Source organism: Cupriavidus basilensis (genome assembly GCF_029335485.1).
GTDB classification, from domain to species: Bacteria; Pseudomonadota; Gammaproteobacteria; order Burkholderiales; family Burkholderiaceae; genus Cupriavidus; species Cupriavidus basilensis_E.
The window spans coordinates 1-20,666 of the sequence record NZ_JARJLM010000670.1 but is presented as its reverse complement, the minus strand read 5'-3'; the positions used below and the strand labels follow the sequence as shown (position 1 = coordinate 20,666).

Here is a 20,666-nt window from a genome sequence, read left to right as displayed (position 1 = left end):
ACGATCAAGCACACCACCGACTGGTAATCAAGGATTCTCAAATGTCTGAACGTAGCGCCCTGCGCCCCTCCGCCGAATGGGTGGAACTGCGTGCCACCGACGAAGACTGGGCCAGCGCCGATCCGGCTGTGCTCGGCACCCTGCTGAGCCATATGCACCTGATCCGCGGCTTCGAGGAAGCCGTGCTCGAACTCGCCGCCGAAGGCCTGGTCCACGGACCGGCGCACTCCAGCATCGGGCAGGAAGGCGGCGCGGCCGGCTCCATCGTGCCGCTGACCGGCGCCGACCAGGTCAACGGCTCGCATCGCGGGCATCACCAGTTCATTTCCAAGGCGCTGGGCTATCTCGCGCCCGGCGGCATCGATCCGCGCGCCCCGCTGTCCGCCGAAGTGCAAACCCTGCTGCAGCGCACGCTCGCGGAAATCCTCGGGCTGGCCCAAGGCTACTGCAAGGGCCGTGGCGGCTCGATGCACCTGCAGTGGGCCGAAGCCGGCGCGCTGGGCACCAACGCCATCGTGGGCGGCGGGGTGCCGATGGCCGCCGGCGCGGCCTGGTCGCACCGGCACGCCGGTACCGACGCGGTCGCCGTGACCTACTTCGGCGATGGCGCGGTCAATATCGGCTCGGTGCTGGAGACCATGAACCTGGCCGCGGCGTGGAAGCTGCCGCTGTGCTTCTTTATCGAGAACAACCGCTACGCGGTTTCCACCACGGTAGAGGAATCCACCGCCGAGCCGCGCCTGTCGGCGCGCGGCATGGGCTTCAATATCCCGAGCTGGAAGGTCGACGGCATGGACCCGCTGGCGGTCTACCTCGCCACGCAGGAAGCACTGGCCCATATGCGCGCCGGCAAGGGTCCCACCATCATCGAGGCGGACCTGTATCGCTTCTTCCACCAGAACGGCCCCTTCCCCGGCAGCGCCTTCGGCTACCGCAGCAAGGAAGAAGAACAGCAATGGCGCGCGCGCGACCCGCTCGACCTGATGGCGCGCCGCATGCAGGAGCGCGGGCTGATCAGCGCCGACGAGATCGCCGCGCTGCGCGAGCGCATCAGGCAAGGCATGCGCGCAGCCATGGCGGCGCTGACCGAGGCCGATCCCTCCGGCAAGCCGGGCAAGCGCCGCATCCGCCCCGAACTGTGGCCGAGCCCGGACTTCCGCGACGTGGGCATCCGCGGTGACCTGAGCGAGCTGGCGGGCTTGCGCTGCGAGGACGAAGCCGGCTTCTCCGGCAAGCTCGGCCAGCGCAAGTTCATCGACGTGGTGGCCGACGTCATGCACCGGCGCATGGAAACCGATGCGTCGGTGGTGGTGATGGGCGAGGACGTGCACCGTCTCAAGGGCGGCACCAACGGTGCTACGCGCGGCCTGCGCGACAGCTTCCCGGACCGCGTGCTGGGCACGCCGATCAGCGAGAACGCCTTTGTGGGCCTTGGCGGCGGGCTGGCGCTGGATGGCCGCTACAAGCCGGTGGTGGAGTTCATGTACCCCGACTTCATGTGGGTGGCGGCCGACCAGGTCTTCAACCAGATCGGCAAGGCGCGCCATATGTTCGGCGGCCAGAGCGATGTGCCGCTGGTGCTGCGCACCAAGGTGGCGATGGGCACGGGCTACGGCTCGCAGCATTCGATGGATCCGGCCGGCATCTTCGCCACCAACCCGGGCTGGCGCATCGTGGCGCCGTCCACGCCGTTCGACTATGTGGGCCTGATGAACACCGCGCTGGCCTGCAAGGACCCGGTGCTGGTGATCGAGCATGTGGACCTGTACAACGCCGCGGGCACGGGCCCCGTGGATGATTTCGACTACCACCTGCCGGTGGGCAAGGCCGCGGTGCGCCGCACGGGCGGCGATCTCACCGTGATCACCTACCTGTCGATGGTCGGCCACTCGCTCGAAGCGGTGGAGCAGACCGGCATCGACGCCGAGGTGATCGACCTGCGCTGGCTGGACCGGGCCAGCCTGGACTGGGACACCATCGAGCAAAGCATCAGGAAGACCAACAACGTGCTGATCGTGGAGCAAGGCGCGCGCGGCACCTCGTATGGCGGCTGGCTGGCCGACGAGATCCAGCGCCGCTGCTTCGACTGGCTGGACCAGCCGGTGCAGCGCGTCACCGGCGCGGAAGCCGCGCCGAGCATCTCCAAGGTGCTGGAGCGCGCCGCCGCCGCCCGCACCGAGGAAGTGGCGCAAGGCCTGCGGCAGGCGATGCGCGACAAGGGCGCGGCCTGATCCGCCGGCATCGCATACGCCAGACATACCGAACCTAGCCAAGGAATTCCGATGAGCCTGAACATGATTGTCCCCCTGGAGGTCGGCATCGCCGTGCGCGACCTGCCCCGCATGCGCCGCTTCTACGAGCAGGTGCTGGGTTTCGCCTTCGTCAGCGAAGTGGCCGTGCCCGGCGCCAATGCCGCGCAGGCGGCCATGAACCGGGCCGGCTACACCGCCGTGCGCCTGCAGACCGGCTACGGCGAGCGCATCAAGCTGCTGGCCCCGGTGCAGCCGCCCGCGCCGCAAGCCGCGCCCGCGTACATCCTGGACCAGGCCAACGCCACCTATCTCACCTTTATCGTGGATGACATCCAGGCCGTGGTCGACCAGCTGCTGGCCGCCGAGGTCGAGTTCCTGACCGGCCCCGAGCGGGTGGAAGTCCGCCCCGGCACCTACCTGGCGTTCTGCCGCGACCCCGAGGGCAATGTGCTCGAGATCGTCCAGTACGCCGACATCGCGGCCTATCGCCCCGACCTTCACCAGCCGAGGAACGCCTGACATGGCCACCCTGTTGCGCATGCCCGAGGTGGCGGCCAATGCCACCCATGCCACGCTGCAAGCGTGGACCCTGAATGAAGGCGATACCGTTGCCGTGGGCGACTGCATCGCCGAGATCGAGACCGACAAGGCCGTGGTCGAGCTGAATGCCGACACCGCCGGCGTGCTGGGCCGCCGCCTGATCGCGGCGGGGCAGGAGGTCGAGGTGGGCGCGCCGATCGGCGTGCTGCTGGTCAACGGCGAAACCAGCGTGGACGTGGATGCGCTGATCGCCGCGGCAAGCGGCGGCACGCCGACGCCGCAGGCTGCCGCCGCCGGCGCCGCGCCGCACGCCGGCGCCAACGCCGCCAGCGCCGGCCCGGCGCAGCCGGCGCGCATCTTCGCCAGCCCACTGGCGCGCCGCCTGGCCGGCCAGCGCGGCCTGGACCTGGCCACCTTGACCGGCAGCGGCCCCTTTGGGCGCATCGTCAAGCGCGATGTGGAACTGGCGGCAGCGGCGCCCGCCGCCGCACCGGCCACGGCACCGTCGGCGGCAGCGCCTGCCGCGCCCATGGCGCGCACCGCCGAGGCCTTCGCGGAAATCCCGCATAGCAATATGCGCCGCACCATTGCGCGCCGCCTCAGCGAGAGCAAGTCCACCATCCCGCATTTCTACCTCACGGCGGATTGCCGCATGGAACGGCTGCTGGCGCTGCGCGCGGAAATCAATGCCAACGCGCCGCGCAAGATCTCGGTCAACGACTTCATCGTGCGCGCGGTGGCGGTGGCCCTGCGCGAAGTCCCGGCGGCCAACGTGGGCTGGACCGACACGGCGATGCGCCAGTACCGGCAAGCCGATATCGCGGTGGCCGTCTCCACCGATGCCGGCCTGATCACGCCCATCGTGCGCGCCGCGGACACCAAGCCGCTGTCCGTCATCAGCGCCGAGATCGCCGACCTGGCCGCGCGGGCGCGCGCCTCGCAACTGCGCCCCGAGGAGTACCAGGGCGGCAGTTTCAGCGTCAGCAACCTCGGCATGTTCGGCGTGCCGGAATTCGCGGCCATCATCAATCCGCCGCAGGCCGCCATTCTCGCCGTGGGCGCCACGCAGGCGGCGCCGGTGGTGGAGGACGGCGAACTCTGCGCCGGGCAGGTGATGCGCTGCACGCTGTCGGTGGACCACCGGGCCATCGACGGCGCGCTGGCCGCGCAGTGGCTGGCCGCGTTCAAGCGCCTGCTCGAGAACCCCTTGTCGATGCTGATCTAAGGACCATGACGTGGCGAATTCCTCATTTGACCTGATCGTCGTCGGCGGCGGCCCCGGTGGCTATGTGGCCGCCATCCGTGCCGCCCAGCTCGGCATGAAGACCGCGCTGGTCGAGAAAGAGCACCTGGGCGGCATCTGCCTGAACTGGGGCTGCATTCCCACCAAGGCGCTGCTGCGCTCGGCGGACGTGCTGCGGCTGGTGAAGGACGCAGCCGCCTTCGGCGTGCGCGCCGCGGCGCCCACCGCCGACCTGCCCGCCATGGTGGCGCGCTCGCGCGCGGTGGCCGCGCAGCTCAACAAGGGCGTGGCCCACCTGATGAAGAAGAACGGCGTGACCGTGCTCAACGGCCACGGCCGGCTGGCAGGCAAGGGCAGGCTCGAAGTCACCGGCGCGGATGGCAATACCAGTGCCGTCTCGTCCGGCCACATCCTGCTGGCCACCGGCGCGCGCGCCCGCCAGCTGCCCATGCTGCCCGCCGACGGCAAGACGGTCTGGACCTACCGCGAGGCCCTGTCGCCGCCAGTGGTGCCCAGGCGCATGCTGATCGTGGGCGCCGGCGCCATCGGCATCGAGTTCGCCAGCTTCTATCACGCGGTGGGCGTGGAGGTGACGGTGGTCGAGATGGCGGACCGCATCCTGCCCGTAGAGGATGCCGACATCTCCGCGCAGGTGGCGGCCAGCATCGTGCGCGACGGCATCGTCGTGCATACCGCGGCCAGCCTCGGGAGCGCCGAGCGCAAGGCCTCCGGCTGGGCCATCGAACTGCAGGGCGGCAAAGCCGGCGGTTCAAGGATCGAAGTCGACGTGGTGCTGGTGGCCGCGGGCATCGTCGGCAATGTGGAAGACCTGGGCCTGGAGAAGACCGCCGTCAAGGTCGAGAAAACGCATATCGTGACGGACGGCTTCGGCCGCACGGACGAGCCCGGCGTGTACGCCATCGGCGACGTGGCCGGCCCCCCATGGCTGGCGCACAAGGCCAGCCACGAGGGCGTGATCTGCGTGGAGCACATCGCCGGACTGCATCCGCACGCGCTCGATCCCGCGCGTATCCCGGCCTGCACCTACAGCCATCCGCAGGTGGCCAGCGTGGGCCTCACCGAGGCGCAGGCCAGGGAGCGCGGCCATCAGGTCAAGGTGGGCAGATTTCCCTTCGTCGGCAACGGCAAGGCGATCGCCATGGGCAGCACCGCCGGCCTGGTCAAAGTGATATTCGACGAAGGCAGCGGCGAACTGCTCGGCGCCCATATGGTGGGCGACGAGGTCACCGAGATGATCCAGGGCTATGCCATCGCGCAGACGCTGGAGACCACCGAGGCCGACCTGATGGCCGCCGTCCTGCCCCACCCGACCATGTCCGAGGCCATGCACGAAGCCGTGCTCGCGGCCTACGGGCGCGCGCTGCATATCTGAGCGGCGCATGGCACCAGCGCATCGCACCAACACCGTGGAGACAAGCATGTACAACTTCGACCAACGCACCCTGCTGCTGACCGGCGCCAATGGCGGCATCGGCCGCGAGACGGCCAGACTGTTCTACGCGCACGGCGCCAGCCTGGTGCTGACGGACCTCGACGAAGCGGGCCTGGCCGGCTTCGCCCGCGAGCTGGATCCCGGCGGCGAGCGCATCGTCACGCTGCGCATGGACGCGGCCAATCCGGACGATTGCGCCCGCGCCGTGGCGCTGGCGCAGGACCGCTTCGGCGGCATCGATTTCCTGGTGCCCTCGGCAGGGCTTTACCAGGCGCAGCCGGTTGCGCAGATGAGCGACGCGCAATGGCGGCAGACGCTCTCCATCAACCTGGATGGCGTCTTCTATCTTGTGCGCCGCGCCATTCCCGCGCTGCGCGAAAACAGCGCCATCGTCAATCTCACCTCCGTGGCGGCGCACCGGGGCGCTTACTACAATGCGCACTATTCGGCCTCCAAGGGCGGCCTGCTCAGTCTCACCCGCAGCCTGGCGCGGGAACTCGGGCCGCGTACCCGCGTCAATGCGGTATCGCCCGGTGTGATCGAAACGCCCATGACCACCGAGCTGATCCAGAAGCGCGGCGCGGATTCGGTGGAACAAACCCCGCTCAAGCGCCTCGGCCATCCGCGCGAGATCGCCACCGCCATCGGCTTCCTGTGCAGCGACGCGGCCAGCTTCGTCACCGGCGAAGTGCTGCACGTCAACGGCGGCCTGTATATCGCCGGCTAGGCGCGGACTGAACGCGGGCCAAGCGCGGACCGGCGGCAACCGCCTTGGCCGGATCCTGCTAATCTGCCATCTGCGGCCCCGCCGAATCCCCCCAACATCGCTCCGGAACCGGAACCAGACCATGCTGAAACTCCAAGACCCCTCCCTGCTGCGCCAGCAATGCTATATCGACGGCCGCTGGGTCGATGCCGAGCGCCATATCGACGTCACCAACCCGGCCACCGGCGAACGCGTGGGCCAGGTGCCCCTGCTCGGCGCGGATGAAACCCGCCAGGCCATCGAGGCCGCCAACCGCGCCCTGCCCGCCTGGCGCGCGCGTACCGCCAAGGAACGCTCAGCGCTGCTGCGCAAATGGTTCGAACTGCTGCTGGCCAACCAGGACGACCTGGCCCGCATCATGACCGCCGAGCAAGGCAAGCCCTTTGCCGAAGCGCGCGGCGAGATCGGCTACGCCGCCTCCTTCATCGAATGGTTCGCCGAGGAAGGCAAGCGCGTCTACGGCGAGACCATTCCCGCGCCGGTGAGCAACCAGCGCATCGTCGTCACCAAGGAACCGGTGGGCGTGTGCGCCGCCATCACACCATGGAATTTCCCGGCGGCCATGATCACGCGCAAGGCCGGCCCGGCGCTGGCGGCCGGCTGCACCATGGTGGTCAAGCCCGCCTCGCAGACCCCGCTGACCGCGCTGGCGCTGGTGGCGCTGGCCGAACGCGCCGGCATCCCGGCCGGCGTGCTGTCGGTGGTGACCGGCTCGGCCTCCGCCATCGGCGGCGAGCTGAGCAGCAACCCGCTGGTACGCAAGCTCACCTTCACCGGCTCCACCGAAGTGGGCCGCACGCTGATGGCGCAGACGGCGTCCACCGTCAAGAAGGTCTCGATGGAGCTGGGCGGCAACGCCCCCTTCATCGTGTTCGACGATGCCGACCTGGACGCCGCGGTGGAAGGCGCGATCGTGTCGAAGTACCGCAATGCCGGCCAGACCTGCGTCTGCGCCAACCGCCTCTATGTGCACAGCAAGGTCTATGACGCCTTCGCGCAGAAGCTGGTGGCCGCGGTGAGCGCGCTGAAGGTCGGCGACGGCATGGACGACGGCGTGCGCATCGGACCGCTGATCGACGACAAGGCCGTGCTCAAGGTCGAGGAACACATCACCGACGCCATCTCCAAGGGTGCCCGCGTGCTGCACGGCGGCAAGCGCCATGCGCTCGGCCAGTCCTTCTTCGAGCCCACCGTGCTGGCCGACGTCAAGCCGGATATGCTGGTGGCCCGCGAGGAAACCTTCGGCCCGCTGGCGCCGCTGTTCCGCTTCGAGACCGAGGACGAAGTGGTGGCCATGGCCAACGACACCGAATTCGGCCTGGCGAGCTATTTCTATGCGCGCGACCTCGGCCGCGTGTGGCGCGTTTCCGAGCGGCTGGAATATGGCATGGTGGGCGTCAACACCGGCCTGATCTCCAACGAAGTGGCGCCTTTCGGCGGCGTCAAGCAATCCGGCGTGGGCCGCGAAGGCTCGCACTACGGCATCGAGGACTACCTGGTCATCAAGTACACCTGCATGGCCGGGATCTGAGCCTTTCACCACCAGCCATCAGCGACCAGCCATTAGCCATTAGCCACAAGCCGTGACCGGCGGGACGGAGCGAATCCATCCCGCCGGCCAGGCTCCCCCGGCACGTCCGTCTTCCCTCCTCCTCACCCAGAATCCCCCAATGCAGATCGATGGCAACACCCAACTCGTCGGTATCGTCGCCGCTCCCATCGCCCACGTGCGCACCCCGCAGCTGTTCAACGCCTCGGTAGCCAGGCAAGGCCTGAATGCCGTCTGCGTGCCCTTCCATGTGGATGCCGCGCAGCTGCCGGCGTTCCTGGCCGGCGCGCCAGCCGCGCAGAACCTGCAAGGCCTGGTCGTCACCATCCCGCACAAGGAAACCGTGGTGGCCGCCTGCGGCGAACTGACCGACACCGCCCGCCTGGTCGGCTCCGTCAACGCCATGCGCTTCAATCGCGAGAAAGGCATCTGGACCGGCGGCAACTTCGACGGCGACGGCTTCGTGGCAGGCCTGCGCGAGCGCGGCCACAGCCTGGCCGGCAAGCGCGTGCTGCAGCTGGGCGCGGGCGGCGCCGGCAAATCGATGGCCTACGCCATCGCCCGCGAGAACCCCGCCGAACTGGTCATTTACAACCGCTCCGCCGGCAAGGCGGCGGAACTGGTGGCGAGCCTGAAGGCAGCGCTGCCTTCGGTTTCGATCCGGGTTGGCGACGATAACCCCGCCGGCTTCGACGTAGTGGTCAACGCCACGGCCCTCGGCCTGCGCGACACGGATGCGACGCCGGTGCCGGCGCAGCAGCTCGACGCGGGCACACTGGTCTGCGAAGCGGTGGTGCGCGATGGCGATACGCCGCTGCTGAAAGCCGCCCGCGAGCGCGGCTGCACGGTGCACCACGGGCAATGGATGCTTTATGGGCAGATCGTGGAAATCGCGCGCTTCCTGGGCGTGCCGCTGGCGCCGGAGTTCGTGGAGCGGATTCTGGGGCCGGATGGAGAGTGAGTTGCGCTGCCCGGAAGGCTTGCGACGTGAGAAGCAGACGTCCGGCTCGCCCGCTTCCGCAGCGCCTTTCACGCCGTAGCCTTCCGCTGTTCCGCCCTGGCTTGACCCCCCCTGTCCAGATTCCCGGCGCCACCGCGTTCTACTCGATCCTATACAGATCGGCCCCGCGTCTCGGGCAGCCCTAGCGTGGCGGCCACAGAGATGATGCCCGCAATGCACATGTACCAGGCCGGCATCACGGAATCACCTGTGCGATCGATCAACCACGTGATGATGAATTGCGTGGTTCCGCCAAACAGAGAGACGCTGATTGCGTACGTCAACGACAGACCGGTTGCACGCACCCTCTGTGGCAGCATTTCGGGTATCCCGATGATGAGCGCCGCCCCGCTCAAGGAAGAGAGCAAGGTCAGCAGCCCTGTTACAGCCAGCAATGATCCGAGTGACGGTGCCGAGGTCAACCATAGAAACGCAGGCACGGCAAGCAAGGACGCTATCAGGCGTGGCCAGAGCATAAGGGGCTTGCGTCCGTACCGGTCCGCCATCCATCCACCCAGCAAGGCAAAAACCAGCGTGAATAGACCATTGATGATAGTTGCCCCCATAGCCACGGCCGGCGGCAGCTTCAGTGCGGAAATCGCAAACGTGGTCATGAAATTGATGACGTAGGCCGCGATGGTTCCTCCAAGGATCGCCAAGATACCGAGCCCAATGACACGGCGGTGCTGTTTCAAGCCCGCTAGACCCGTATTGTGCGGCTGGTGTTTGCCACTCCCGAGCGTTTCCGGTAGATGCCGGCGCAAGTACATGCCGATGGGCAATAGCAGCAATCCCATCGCGAACGGCAACCGCCAGCCCCAGACCTCCGTTTGCTCTGGCGTCAGCAGACTGGTTACCGTCAACCCCATGATGCCGGCAATAAAAATCGCAGCGCCTTGGCTCGCCAATTGCCAGCTGGTATAGAGGCCCCGTTGACTCGACGGCGCAATCTCGATCAGGTACGCAGTAGACGGCCCCACCTCACCGCCGAGAGCCAGGCCCTGAACCAATCGGCACGCGACAATAATGATCGGTGCAGCAATACCGATGGTTTCATACGAGGGCGTCACGGCGAGCCCCAGGGTGCCGATGGAAATCAGCCCGATGGTCAGCAGCATGGCCGGTTTGCGGCCCGAGTGGTCCGCAAACGTCCCAATCAACACGCCACCCAACGGACGCGCCAGAAAGCCTACGCCGAAGACCGCCACCGACATCAACAGGCTGCCCACGGGCGTCGACGCGGGGAAAAAGGCTTTGCCGATGTAGATGGCAAAGAACGCGTAAGTCATGAAATCATAGAACTCCAGCGCGTTGCCCGCGACTGTGGCCGCGACAAGTTTCTTGCTGATTCCAATGGAAATGCCTTCGGTTGATTGAAGATTTTTCATGGCTGCTCACTTGGCTCAGGGTTGAAGCGCGCGTCGCCAAAAAAGCGCTGCACCAGCAACACCCAATACCGGCTGCCGGCTTCGATGTTCGCGTCGTTGAAGTCGTAGCCGGCGTTATGGACCATGCAGGCGCCGTGCACGTTGCCATCACCACCATCGCCATTTCCGATGAAGAAGTAACAGCCGGGGATTTTTTCCAGCATGAACGCAAAATCCTCGCTGTTCATGCGGGGAGCCGCACATTCAACTTTCGACTCTCCCAGCAATTCCACCGCCACCTGACGAGCGAAGTCGGTTGCGATCGGCGTATTGACCAACACCGGGTAGCCTTCTGATGTCACTTGGCTCACCTGCGCTTCCATGCCAAAGGATTGCGCATGGCCTTTCGTCAAGGTTTCAATCCGTTCCAGCAGCATTGTGCGTACGGCACGATCCAATGCCCTCACACTGACCTTGAGCACTGCCTCTCCGGGAATCACGTTCGCTGCCTGGCCTGCTTGTATCGATCCGACGGTCACCACGCCTGACTGCAGAGGGTCGACATTGCGCGACACCACCGTCTGCAAGGACATGACCAGCGCAGCCGCCACTACGACCGGATCATTTGCCTCGTGGGGTATGGCGCCGTGGCCGCCCGTGCCACGCAGCGTAATAATGATCTGATCCGAAGAAGCTAACGCGGGGCCTTCACGAAACTGCAGGCGCCCTTGCTCTACGCCGGGCATGTTGTGCAGCGCGAAGACGGCATCGCATGGGAAGCGCTCAAACAAGCCGTCATCGATCATGGCTCGCGCACCTCCACCGCCTTCCTCTGCAGGCTGAAAGATCAAATGCAGCGTTCCGTCGAACTCGACGTCGTGCGCGATATGCCACGCTGCGCTCAGCAGAGTCGCCGTATGCCCATCGTGACCACACGCGTGCATCACACCCGCACGCACGCTCGCCCAAGGCAACCCGGTACGCTCTTGAATCGGCAAAGCATCCATATCGGCACGGATGCCCAATCGGCGCTGTCCGGAACCTCGTACCAGGGTTGCAACAAGGCCAGTCTTGCCGATGCCGGTTTCCACCTGGTAGCCCCATTCACGCAGGCAATCAGCCACCAGTGCCGAAGTTCGGTGTTCGCTGTAGCCAAGTTCCGGGTGCTGGTGGATATCTCTGCGCAACGCCATAAAATCCGGCGCCGGTTTCGGCTCGCGGCCCGTGTCTGCCATGGTGCTGGTCTCCTTGATTGTGCGAATGTGGAGGAGCTTATGGAGGGCCCGACGCAACGTCCAATGCATTGTTATGCCGAATATAATAAGTAAAACTCATGCTCCCCCAACGCCATGACACTGGTCCAACTGCGGCACCTGATCCTGCTGGCAGAACTCGGATCCTTCAGCCGGGCGGCCGATGCCGCCTGCCTGACCCAGCCCGCACTGAGCCGCAGCATTCGCGCGCTCGAAATTGAATTCGGCGGGGCCTTATTTGATCGCATCGCCCACCGCACCGAACTCACCTCGTTCGGGCAGCATGTCGTTGAACAGGCCAGGTCGATTTGTGACAAGACGGATGCTCTGGTGGAATCCGCGGGCCAAATGATCAACGGATCATTGGGCAGGCTGTCGGTTGGCTTCGGGTCCGGTCCGGGGGCAATATTGATGACGCCTCTGTTGTTGTACGTGGCCAAACACCAGCCTAACCTGAAACTGCAGGTTACGAGAACGCAGCCGGACCAAATGCTCAAAGCCTTGCGCGAGCGCTCGCTGGATATCCTGATCGTGGATTCGAGAGCGATACCGATCGAACACGATTTGACAATAGAACCCATCAGTACGATGAGAACGGCTTTCATGTGCCGGCAAGGGCATCCGCTGACGCAGGGCAAGCCACCTGTGACACTCCGCGAGCTCAAGCGCTACGTGATTGCAAGCACGTTTATATCCGACCAGGTGCGGCATGCTCTAGTCGAAATCTACGGCCCGGAAGGTCATCCCGATTGTCTTTTCAATCTGCAATGTGGAGAGTTGGGGAATCTACTGGAATTGGCGCGGATGAGCGAGACGGTGGTCATCGCAGTACGTCACGCCGCACAGGATTTGGTGGAAATCCCGATTCAGCCGGCACTGGACATAGATGCCACGTTTTGTTGGGTCTCGCTGAAGGGGCGTGCAATGCCACTGGCATTCAAACTGATTCGCCCCTTCGTCTACGAACGATTACGCGATCCGGAGTGATTGAAAGCCGCCCACGGGCGCGGCTGCACGGGGCACCGCGGGCAATGGATGCTTATGGGCGGATCGTGGAGATCGCGCGCTTCCTGGGCGTGCCGCTGGCGTCGGAGTTGGTGGCGCGGATTCTCGGGCCCGCGGCCTGAACAAGGCCAGTCGTCTCCCCGCTCCCGCAGTCGGGAAAGGGGAGGCAAGCTGCGCAAAGGGAGTCAGATCGCTCCGCTGCTCCGCAGCGCGTCGATCGCGCCATCATCCACCCCCCAGTCACGCAACACCGCTTCGCTGTGCGCGCCCGGCCCCGCCGGCGGCTGCGGCACGGCGGCAGGCGTGCGGCTGAAGCGCGGCGCCGGCGCCGGCTGCATCACGCCGTCTATCTCCAGGAAGGTCTCGCGGGCGCGGTTGTGCGGATGCTGCGGCGCCTCGTCCCAGTCCAGGATGGGCGCGAAGCAGGCATCGCTGCCTTCCAGCAGCGCGCACCACTCGGCACGCGTGCGCGTCAGGAACAGCGCGGTCATGCGCGCCTTGAGCCCGGGCCACTGGCGCTTGTCGAGCTGCGCGTCGAAGGCGGGGTCGTCCAGGCCGCAGCGTTCGCGCAGCAACGCGTAGAACTGCGGCTCGATGGCGCCCACCGCCACGTACTTGCCGTCGGCGCAGGCATAGGTGTCGTAGAAATGCGCGGCGCCGTCCAGCAGGTTGTCGCCGCGCTGGTTGTTCCAGCGGCCCGCGGCCTTGAAGCCGTACATCATGGCCGAGAGCAGCGCGGTGCCGTCGGTCATGGCGGCGTCCACCACCTGGCCCTTGCCCGAGTTGCGCGCCTCGTTGATGGCGCACATCACGCCAAACGCCAGCAGCATGCCGCCGCCGCCGAAATCGCCGACGTAGTTGAGCGGCACCACGGGCGGCTCCCCGGCCCGGCCAATGGCGTGCAAGGCGCCGGCAATGGCGATGTAGTTGATGTCGTGGCCGGCGGCCTGGGCGAGCGGGCCGTGCTGGCCCCAGCCGGTCATGCGGCCATACACCAGCGCCGGGTTGCGCGCCAGGCACGGCTCCGGGCCGAGGCCGAGGCGTTCCATCACGCCGGGACGGAAGCCTTCGATCAGCACGTCTGCCTTCGCGATCAGGTCCAGCACCACGCCGGCGGCGCCGGGCTTGCGCAGGTCGATGGCCAGCGAGCGCTTGCCGCGCGCGGTGACGTCGCAACGCGCCTTGCCGAAGCTGGTGGCCGCCGGTTCGCCCGGCTTGGCCGGCCGGTCGATGCGGATCACCTCGGCGCCCTGGTCCGCCAGCATCATCGCGCAGAACGGCGCCGGCCCGATCCCCACCATTTCCACCACCTTCAAACCCGCCAACGGTCCCGCCATGTCCTGTCTCCGGTTGTCTGCTCGGTCCGGGAGCGTTCCCGGAGCGTCTCGCCGGACAGTTTGCCATGGCGGCCGGCGCACGGAATCGTCAATAACGACGAGACGGATCCGCGCCCCGGGCCCCGTCATGCCGGGGACGGCGAGGCGAAGCCAGGCGGCGTTGCATCAAGCGCCTGACGAAGCGCTTCGGCGGTCAGGCCGGCCAGGCTGTCCGGTACCGGCCGCCCAGCTTCCAGCAGTGCCTGGGCCACGCTGACCACCCTGTCGGCGCGGTAGTGCCGCCCGCTGCCGATCGCGTCTTCGAAATCATTGGCGCGGCGGTTGATCGCCTCCGGATCGGCGCTGACCAGCAGGACGGCGTGGGCCAGCACCACGTGCAGGCTGGGGTCTTCGGCACCCGCCACGCGCCGCCAATACTGTGCCGTGCCAGCCATCTTGCGCGCCTGCCCCGGCGGTCCCCAGGCCAGGTTGAAACGGCCGTCGCAGAACGAGCCGTCCACGGCCTGCCAGTGCGTCTGCAGGCCCAGAGCCCCAAGCGCGCCCGCCAGCACCTCGCACAGGTGCAGGTAGACCGCCTCGGAATGGGTGCCGGCGCCGCCGCGCACCGGGTAGGCCAGGCTCAGGTTGAGAATGCCCGGCCCCTGCGGCACCAGTCCGCCGCCGGACAGCCGCAGCCAGACCGGACAGCCGCGCGCGGCAAAGGCGCTGCGCGCGGCCTCCAGCTGCGCATGCCGCAGGTAGCTGCGCGGCACCACCAGCGAGACGGGTGCCTGCCACAGGTGCGCCAGCCAGCGGCCGGTGGATGCCTGTGCGAGCAGCGCCTGCTCGGCATGGAGGGGGTCCGGGTCGGCGGGATCGGGAACGAGGGTTTCAAATCGCATGGCATGGCCGGTAAGCGCCGGGGCGGGTTGCGCATATCCCGGGCCGCGGCGCGGCCCGGCTACGGTCAGTGGAAGGTAAAGCCGCCGTCGACGTTGACCGATTGCCCGGTCACATTGTCCATGGTAGCGAAGAACAGCGCCATCCGGCCCATGTCTTCCGGCGTCTGCGCCCGTCCCTGCGGAATCAGCGTGAGCTGGTGACGCGCCCACGAATCCTCCACCGACTCGCCATCGGACTTCCATTCGTCCGAGAGGCGGTCCCACATATAGGTGCGCACGATGCCGGGGCAGATGGCATTGACCGTGATGCCCTCGCGTGCCACTTCCTTGGCCAGCGCGTTGGTGAACCCGACCACGGCGAACTTCGAAGCGCTGTAGTGCGCCAGGTTCGGAAAGCCCTCCTTGCCTGCGATCGATGCGACATTGATGATGCGCCCCCTGCGTTGGGCCTTCATGTGCTCGAGCACCGCCTGGCAGCCGAGGAAGGTGCCCTTGGCGTTGACGTCCATGACGAAATCCCAGTCGCGCTCGCTCAACTGGTCCACCGGATGGACGCTGATCACGCCCGCGCAATTGACCAGCACGTCCAGCCCGCCCAGCTGGTCGAGCGCCTGCTTCACCATGGCGCGGTGCATCTCCGCGCGGGTCACGTCCACCTTGAGCGTGCTGACGCGGCGGCCCAGCGCGCGGACTTCCTCTGCGGTCTCGCGCATCGCGTCCTCGAGCAGGTCGGCAATCAGGATATCGGCGCCGGCCTGCGCCAGGGTGAGGACGATGCCACGCCCGATGCCGCGCGCGCCGCCGGTCACCACGGCGACTTGCCCCTTCAGGGGTTCGTTCATATTGGGTCTCCTTTGATCGTTTTGGTTGCTTTCAAGGTTGATCTGGCTTTCGTGTGAGGGGAGCATGCCTGGGGCTCTGAACGAAGCCGCCAGGCTGCGCCAGACCAGCCTCAGCCGCCTACATGCCGCTTGAGCAGCGCGTTGACCTCATTGGCCTTCTCCATCTGGCTCATATGGCCTGCGTCGTCGAACACCTTGACGGTGGCGCCGGCGGGCGCGTTCTGCGCATGCGCCGCTGGAATGATCCGGTCCTGCGCGCCCCACATCACCAGCACCGGCTTGCCGCTGTCGCCGAGCCTGCGGCCGGGCTGCTCGGTCTGCCGGCCGCCGCCGAACAGGCTGGCGCCCAGGCTGCCCAGGGCCTCCGTCACGCCGTCCAGGCGCTTGTACTTGAGCAGATCGTCAAGCATCTGGCGGCTCACCAGCCCCGCGTCGGCGAACAGCAACTCCACCACCGGCTTCAGATCGCGCCGCGACTGCGCATTGACGAAGCCCTCGGTGTAGGCGTGGTTGACCTCGTCGCCCAGGCCGGCCGGCGACACCAGCGCCACCGAGCGCACGCGCTGCGGCGCGTCCACCGCCAGTTGCGCGGCCACGCCGCCACCCATCGAATGCCCCACCAGATGTGCCTGGCCGATATCGAGCGCGTCCATGAAGCGCGCCACGAAGCCCGCCAGCGATGCCAGCGTGGTGCCCGGCAGCCTGGGCGTGGACTGGCCGTGCGCCGGCAGGTCCAGCGCGATCACGGTGTGGGACTCCGCCAGCGCGTCCAGGTTGAACAGCCAGTTGTCCAGGTCCCCGCCGAAGCCGTGGATGAACAGCACGGTGTCCGCGCCCTCGCCCCGCCTGGCGTAGCGCACGCGGATGCCGTCGATATCGATGAAGTGGTAGGCCGAAGCGGCCGTGCCCTCATCGTCCTCGTCCGCGGCCGGGGTTTCGTAGGCGGCCACGTAGGCATCGATCTGCGCATCGCTGACCTCGGACGGCGCCAGCACGCCCAGCAGCGCCTTGACCGGCAGCACATCGCCCACCGCGGCCACCTTGCGCCGCAGCGTGCCGGCGTCGGGCGCTTCGACCGCGTTGGCGATCTTGTCGGTCTCCACGTCGAGGATCGGCATGCCCACCGAAATCTGCGCGCCCTCCTCGACCAGCCAGTCGTTGACGGTGCCTTCTTTCATCGACAGGCCCCATTTGGGCATGACGATCGGAGTGATCTCGGCCATCAGTGTTTCCCTCCTTTCACGGTCTTGCGCGCGGCATCGGCGATCTGCGCCGCGCTGGGGATATAAAGGTCTTCCAGCGCGGGCGAGAACGGCACCGGCGTATGCGGCGGGCAGACCATCTCGATGCCGGCCTTGAGCGCGCCGAACGCACGCTGCGCAACCTGCGCGGCGATGTCGGTGGCGATATTGCAGCGTGGGCTGGCTTCGTCGACCACCACCAGGCGCCCGGTGTTCTCCACCGTCTCCAGCACGGTGTCGATATCCAGCGGCGAGAGCGAGCGCAGGTCCACCACTTCCGCCTCGATGCCTTCCTTGGCCAGCGTGGCCGCGGCTTCCAGCGCGCGATGCACCATCAGGCCGTAGGTGACGATGGAAACATCCTTGCCGTCGCGCACGATGTTGGCCTCGCCGAAGGGAATCGCGTACGAGTTCTCCGGCACCTCGCCTTCGAGGCCATAGAGATTCTTGTGCTCGCAGAAGATCACCGGATCGTTGTCGCGGATGGCCTGGATCAGCATGCCCTTGGTGTCGTAAGGCGTGCTCGGGCACACCACCTTGAGGCCCGGGATGTGGGTGAAGATCGGCGTCAGCATCTGGCTGTGCTGTGCCGCCGCGCGAAAGCCCGCGCCCACCATGGCGCGGATCACCACCGGCGTCTCGGCCTTGCCGCCGAACATATAGCGGAACTTGGCGGCCTGGTTGAAGATCTGGTCGAAGCACACGCCCATGAAGTCGATGAACATCAGCTCGGCAATGGGCCGCATGCCGCAGGCGGCTGCGCCGATGGCCGCACCCACGTAGGCCGACTCGGACAGCGGCGTATCGAGCAGGCGGTCGCCATGCTTGGCGTACAAGCCCTTGGTCACGCCGAGCACGCCGCCCCAGGCGTCCTTCTCGCCGTCCGCGCCGGCGCCGCCGACGATATCCTCTCCGAGCATGATCACGCTCGGGTCACGGGTCATTTCCTGGTCGATCGCTTCGTTGATCGCCAGCTTCATGCTTAATTTGCGGGACATGGTGTGGTCTCCTGATCCTGGTCTTGCTTTGTCGTCGTTATGTCTCGGAATGCCGAATGCCTGGCAGGCCCTGCGCTCAGTAGCTGACGTACACGTCGGACAGCAGGTCGGCCGGGGTCGGGAACGGCGCGGCCTTGGCCTGCTGCACCGCGTCCTCGATCAGCGCGGCCACCTGCTCGTCGATCTCCTTGAGTTCGTCCGCCGAGATCACGCCGGCCTGGGTCACGGTGGCGGCGAACTTCTTCAGGCAGTCCTTGTTGGCGCGGATGTCGTCGAGCTCGCCGGAGGCGCGGTAGGTCTGCGCGTCACCCTCGAAGTGGCCGTAGAAACGGACCATCTTGCATTCGAGCAGGGCAGGACCGCCGCCTTCGCGGGCGCGCCGGATCACCTCGCCGGCCGCTTCGTGCACGGCGAAGAAATCGGTGCCGTCCACCGTCACGCCGGGAATGCCGAAGCCGGCGGCGCGGTCCACGTAGCTGTCCACCGCGGTGCCGTAGTCGCGCGCGGTGGACTCCGCGTAGCCGTTGTTCTCGATGACGAAGATCACCGGCAGGTTCCACACGGCGGCAAGGTTCAGGCTTTCCAGGAAGGTGCCCTGGTTGGAGGCGCCGTCGCCGGCGAAGGTGATGCCGATCTCGCCCTTGCCGCGGAACTTGGCGGCCAGCGCGGCGCCGCAGACCAGCGGCGCGCCCGCGCCCAGGATGCCGTTGGCGCCCATCATGCCCTTGGACAGGTCCGCGATATGCATGGAGCCGCCCTTGCCGTTGCAGGAGCCGCCCTTGCGGCCATAGATCTCCTTCATCATCGCGGCGGGGTCGACGCCCTTGGCGATGCAATGGCCGTGGCCGCGGTGCGTGCTGGCGATGCGGTCGCCGTCGCCCAGGTGATGCAGGATGCCGACGCCCGCCGCTTCCTCGCCGGCATAGAGGTGGACGAAGCCGGGGATGTCGCCGCGGCCGAAGTCCACGTGCAGGCGCTCCTCGAAATCGCGGATGGTGCGCATCTTGCGGTAGACCGCGAGCAGTTCCTGCTTTTCCAGGGGCAGCGTGTTTCCGTTGGCACCGGATGATTTGGCTGTCATGTCTGTCTCCTTCAGGGTGTTGTGGTGGCGGTGAGAAACTCGGAATGCGGTTGGGGCGGGGGCTCCTGCGGCGGTGCGCGCCCGCCGCGCATCAGCCCCGCGGCGGCGGCGTAGCGCATGCAGGCGGCGACATCGATGCTGAGGAAGGCGCGCTCGCGCAGCGTCACGGTGACTTCGTCGCGGGGGCCGAACACCAGCTCGCGCTCGCCATCGAGCGCGACGATGCCGGCGCGCTGGCGTACGCGGTGCGGCACGCCGTCGGTCAGGCGCTCCCAGCCCGCGATCGGCACCGCGCGCAGCAGGCCCGGCGCGATCGGGGCGCTCAGGTCGAAGCGGCCTTCGCCCGCGGCGGCCAGCTCGATCGCCAGCCCGCCCGGCTCGTGCCGGCCCACCGGCTCGAGCAAGCCGCCGATGGCGGACAGGCCGATCGCCTGCGGATCGGCAAAGGAGACGTAGACCGCGCCCAGCGTCTCGGTCTTCCACAGGGCACGCGCGCCGATGAAGTGCTCATGGGAGATCACCGCATCGACCAGCGCGATGTCGTGCCGCACCTCGCCATCCCCGGCAATCGCGATGTCGAGCCGCTTGTTGCCCGCCAGCGCATGGGCGGCGGGAATGCGTCCGCTGGCGAACAGGCCGGTGGCCAGCCCCGTGATGGTGGGCTCGCGCATTTCCGGATAGGCATTGTTGGTGCCGGTGGACAGGCCCGCGATCGGCACCGCGCCGCATTCGCGCACCACGGCACGGTGCGTGCCGTCGCCGCCGAGCACGATGATGGCGGCCACCCCGGCCTCGCGCATCATGCGCGCGGCCAGGAAGGTATCGTCGACGCGCGCGGTGACCGGCATGTCGAGGTACGCCACCTCGGGCAGCGCGGCATCCGGGCCCTGGCGGCGCGACAGGTGGCGCGCCAGCAGCACGCGCATGCCTTCGCGGTCGGGCATCATCACCACGCGGCCCACGCCGCAGGCGGCCAGCGCGGCCAGCAGGCGCAGCACGATATTGACGCGGTCCGCCAGTTGCAGCGTATTGGCGTTGGCGATCACGCGGCGTATATCGCGTGCGGAAATCGGGTTGGCGATGATGCCGACCAGCGGCCGCGCGGCCAGCGCTTGTTCATCCATGCCTGTCTCCTGTCGTTCTGCTTATGTTTCTGCTTGTGACAGGCATATCGCAACGGTCGTGCCACCCCGGCAACGCGCATCCGGCGCGCGAAAGATGCGGGATTACCCCGAGAAAAACGGATGCGGACGGGTGGATTCCGGCCTGCGCGCGGGCCGCGGCGTGACAGGTGTCACAGCATCAGGTGTACAGGCGATGGACAGTTGTAGCGGGCAGGCGGGCATCCCGGGTGCGGCGAAAGACTCCTCGCCATCGAACCAGACGAGCGGCCGGGATCCAACCCGCATCGCCTTAAGAACTCGTTTCAACAAGAAATTTCACGCGGCAGCCGATGTCACGACAGCCCGCGCCCACCACGAATCCGCAAAGCCACCAAGCCCGACAAGCCAGCCCCCCTGCAAGGGGTCGCTCTCTTTTGGTCATTTTTCTTTACGAGCGGGTAAAGAGAGATTCTTGAATTGGAGTTTGCCTGGTTATAGGTTTTTTATGGGAATGATTTAGGATTGCAGGGCCTGAAGGCGGAGTGGTGTCGGGCTCTTGGGCTCTTGGTGGTATTTGGTTTTCAGTAGGACCTCATGCCGATGTAGGGACCTGATTCAGGTCTGCAGGGCCTGAAGGCGGAGTGGTGTCGGGCTCTTGGGCTCTTGGTGGTATTTGGTTTTCAGTAGGACCTCATGCCGTTGTAGAGACCTGATTCAGGTCTGCAGGGCCTAAAGGCGGAGTGGTGTCAGGCTCA

17 protein-coding genes are annotated in these 20,666 nt (G+C 66.9%); 8 read left to right on the top strand and 9 right to left on the bottom strand.

What is annotated here, in order from left to right; all coding sequences use genetic code 11:
- The first annotated feature begins 41 nt into the window (after positions 1-41).
- The 7 genes from P3W85_RS41130 to P3W85_RS41100 all read left to right on the top strand — a co-directional run bounded on the left by P3W85_RS41130 (position 42) and on the right by P3W85_RS41100 (position 8,764).
- Entirely contained in the window at positions 42-2,231 is a 2,190-nt protein-coding gene (locus tag P3W85_RS41130; protein ID WP_276269046.1) for an alpha-ketoacid dehydrogenase subunit alpha/beta, read from the top strand.
- 51 nt (positions 2,232-2,282) lie between these two features.
- Positions 2,283-2,771 carry a VOC family protein gene (locus P3W85_RS41125; RefSeq protein WP_276269045.1) on the top strand — a complete coding sequence of 163 codons (489 nt, stop codon included), beginning with the start codon at positions 2,283-2,285 and terminating at the stop codon, positions 2,769-2,771.
- Between the two features lies 1 nt (position 2,772).
- The gene (locus tag P3W85_RS41120) at positions 2,773-4,017 is read left to right on the top strand and encodes a pyruvate dehydrogenase complex dihydrolipoamide acetyltransferase (protein WP_276269044.1); all 1,245 of its coding nucleotides are present in this window, start codon (positions 2,773-2,775) and stop codon (positions 4,015-4,017) included.
- 10 nt (positions 4,018-4,027) lie between these two features.
- A complete protein-coding gene (lpdA, locus tag P3W85_RS41115; protein ID WP_276269043.1) occupies positions 4,028-5,428 on the top strand; it encodes a dihydrolipoyl dehydrogenase in 1,401 nt (466 codons plus the stop codon).
- A 46-nt stretch (positions 5,429-5,474) separates the two neighbouring features.
- The gene (locus tag P3W85_RS41110; protein WP_017230835.1) at positions 5,475-6,215 is read left to right on the top strand and encodes an SDR family NAD(P)-dependent oxidoreductase; all 741 of its coding nucleotides are present in this window, start codon (positions 5,475-5,477) and stop codon (positions 6,213-6,215) included.
- A gap of 121 nt (positions 6,216-6,336) precedes the next feature.
- The gene (gene gabD / locus P3W85_RS41105; protein WP_276269042.1) at positions 6,337-7,785 is read left to right on the top strand and encodes an NADP-dependent succinate-semialdehyde dehydrogenase; all 1,449 of its coding nucleotides are present in this window, start codon (positions 6,337-6,339) and stop codon (positions 7,783-7,785) included.
- 139 nt (positions 7,786-7,924) lie between these two features.
- A complete protein-coding gene (locus P3W85_RS41100; RefSeq protein WP_276269041.1) occupies positions 7,925-8,764 on the top strand; it encodes a shikimate dehydrogenase family protein in 840 nt (279 codons plus the stop codon).
- Positions 8,765-8,913: 149 nt separating this feature from the next.
- Here the strand turns inward: P3W85_RS41100 and P3W85_RS41095 are convergent, their stop codons facing one another.
- Both P3W85_RS41095 and P3W85_RS41090 read right to left on the bottom strand, forming a co-directional pair.
- The gene (locus tag P3W85_RS41095) at positions 8,914-10,191 is read right to left on the bottom strand and encodes an MFS transporter (protein WP_276269040.1); all 1,278 of its coding nucleotides are present in this window, start codon (positions 10,189-10,191) and stop codon (positions 8,914-8,916) included.
- The gene (locus P3W85_RS41090; RefSeq protein ID WP_276269039.1) at positions 10,188-11,405 is read right to left on the bottom strand and encodes a M20 aminoacylase family protein; all 1,218 of its coding nucleotides are present in this window, start codon (positions 11,403-11,405) and stop codon (positions 10,188-10,190) included. The genes P3W85_RS41095 and P3W85_RS41090 overlap by 4 nt, the downstream gene beginning before the upstream one ends.
- Before the next feature lie 114 nt (positions 11,406-11,519).
- Here P3W85_RS41090 and P3W85_RS41085 point away from each other — a divergent pair, with 114 nt between their 5' ends.
- Entirely contained in the window at positions 11,520-12,410 is an 891-nt protein-coding gene (locus P3W85_RS41085) for a LysR family transcriptional regulator (protein WP_276269038.1), read from the top strand.
- Between the two features lie 203 nt (positions 12,411-12,613).
- Here P3W85_RS41085 and P3W85_RS41080 read toward each other — a convergent pair whose 3' ends face one another.
- From P3W85_RS41080 to P3W85_RS41050, 7 genes are all read right to left on the bottom strand, one after another.
- Entirely contained in the window at positions 12,614-13,765 is a 1,152-nt protein-coding gene (locus P3W85_RS41080; protein ID WP_276269037.1) for a CaiB/BaiF CoA transferase family protein, read from the bottom strand.
- A gap of 125 nt (positions 13,766-13,890) precedes the next feature.
- The gene (locus tag P3W85_RS41075; protein WP_276269036.1) at positions 13,891-14,646 is read right to left on the bottom strand and encodes a lipoyl protein ligase domain-containing protein; all 756 of its coding nucleotides are present in this window, start codon (positions 14,644-14,646) and stop codon (positions 13,891-13,893) included.
- A gap of 65 nt (positions 14,647-14,711) precedes the next feature.
- Positions 14,712-15,488: an SDR family NAD(P)-dependent oxidoreductase gene (locus P3W85_RS41070; protein ID WP_276269035.1), complete on the bottom strand. Its 777-nt coding sequence runs from the start codon at positions 15,486-15,488 to the stop codon at positions 14,712-14,714.
- 110 nt (positions 15,489-15,598) lie between these two features.
- Positions 15,599-16,711 carry an acetoin dehydrogenase dihydrolipoyllysine-residue acetyltransferase subunit gene (locus P3W85_RS41065; protein WP_276269034.1) on the bottom strand — a complete coding sequence of 371 codons (1,113 nt, stop codon included), beginning with the start codon at positions 16,709-16,711 and terminating at the stop codon, positions 15,599-15,601.
- Positions 16,711-17,727 carry an alpha-ketoacid dehydrogenase subunit beta gene (locus P3W85_RS41060; protein ID WP_276269033.1) on the bottom strand — a complete coding sequence of 339 codons (1,017 nt, stop codon included), beginning with the start codon at positions 17,725-17,727 and terminating at the stop codon, positions 16,711-16,713. The genes P3W85_RS41065 and P3W85_RS41060 overlap by 1 nt, the downstream gene beginning before the upstream one ends.
- Before the next feature lie 76 nt (positions 17,728-17,803).
- Complete coding sequence (locus tag P3W85_RS41055) at positions 17,804-18,808, bottom strand: thiamine pyrophosphate-dependent dehydrogenase E1 component subunit alpha (protein ID WP_276269032.1); 1,005 nt, start codon at positions 18,806-18,808, stop codon at positions 17,804-17,806.
- Positions 18,809-18,819: 11 nt separating this feature from the next.
- Positions 18,820-19,932, bottom strand: coding sequence for an ATP-NAD kinase family protein (locus tag P3W85_RS41050; RefSeq protein WP_276269031.1), 1,113 nt, complete (start codon positions 19,930-19,932; stop codon positions 18,820-18,822).
- Positions 19,933-20,666 lie beyond the last annotated feature (734 nt).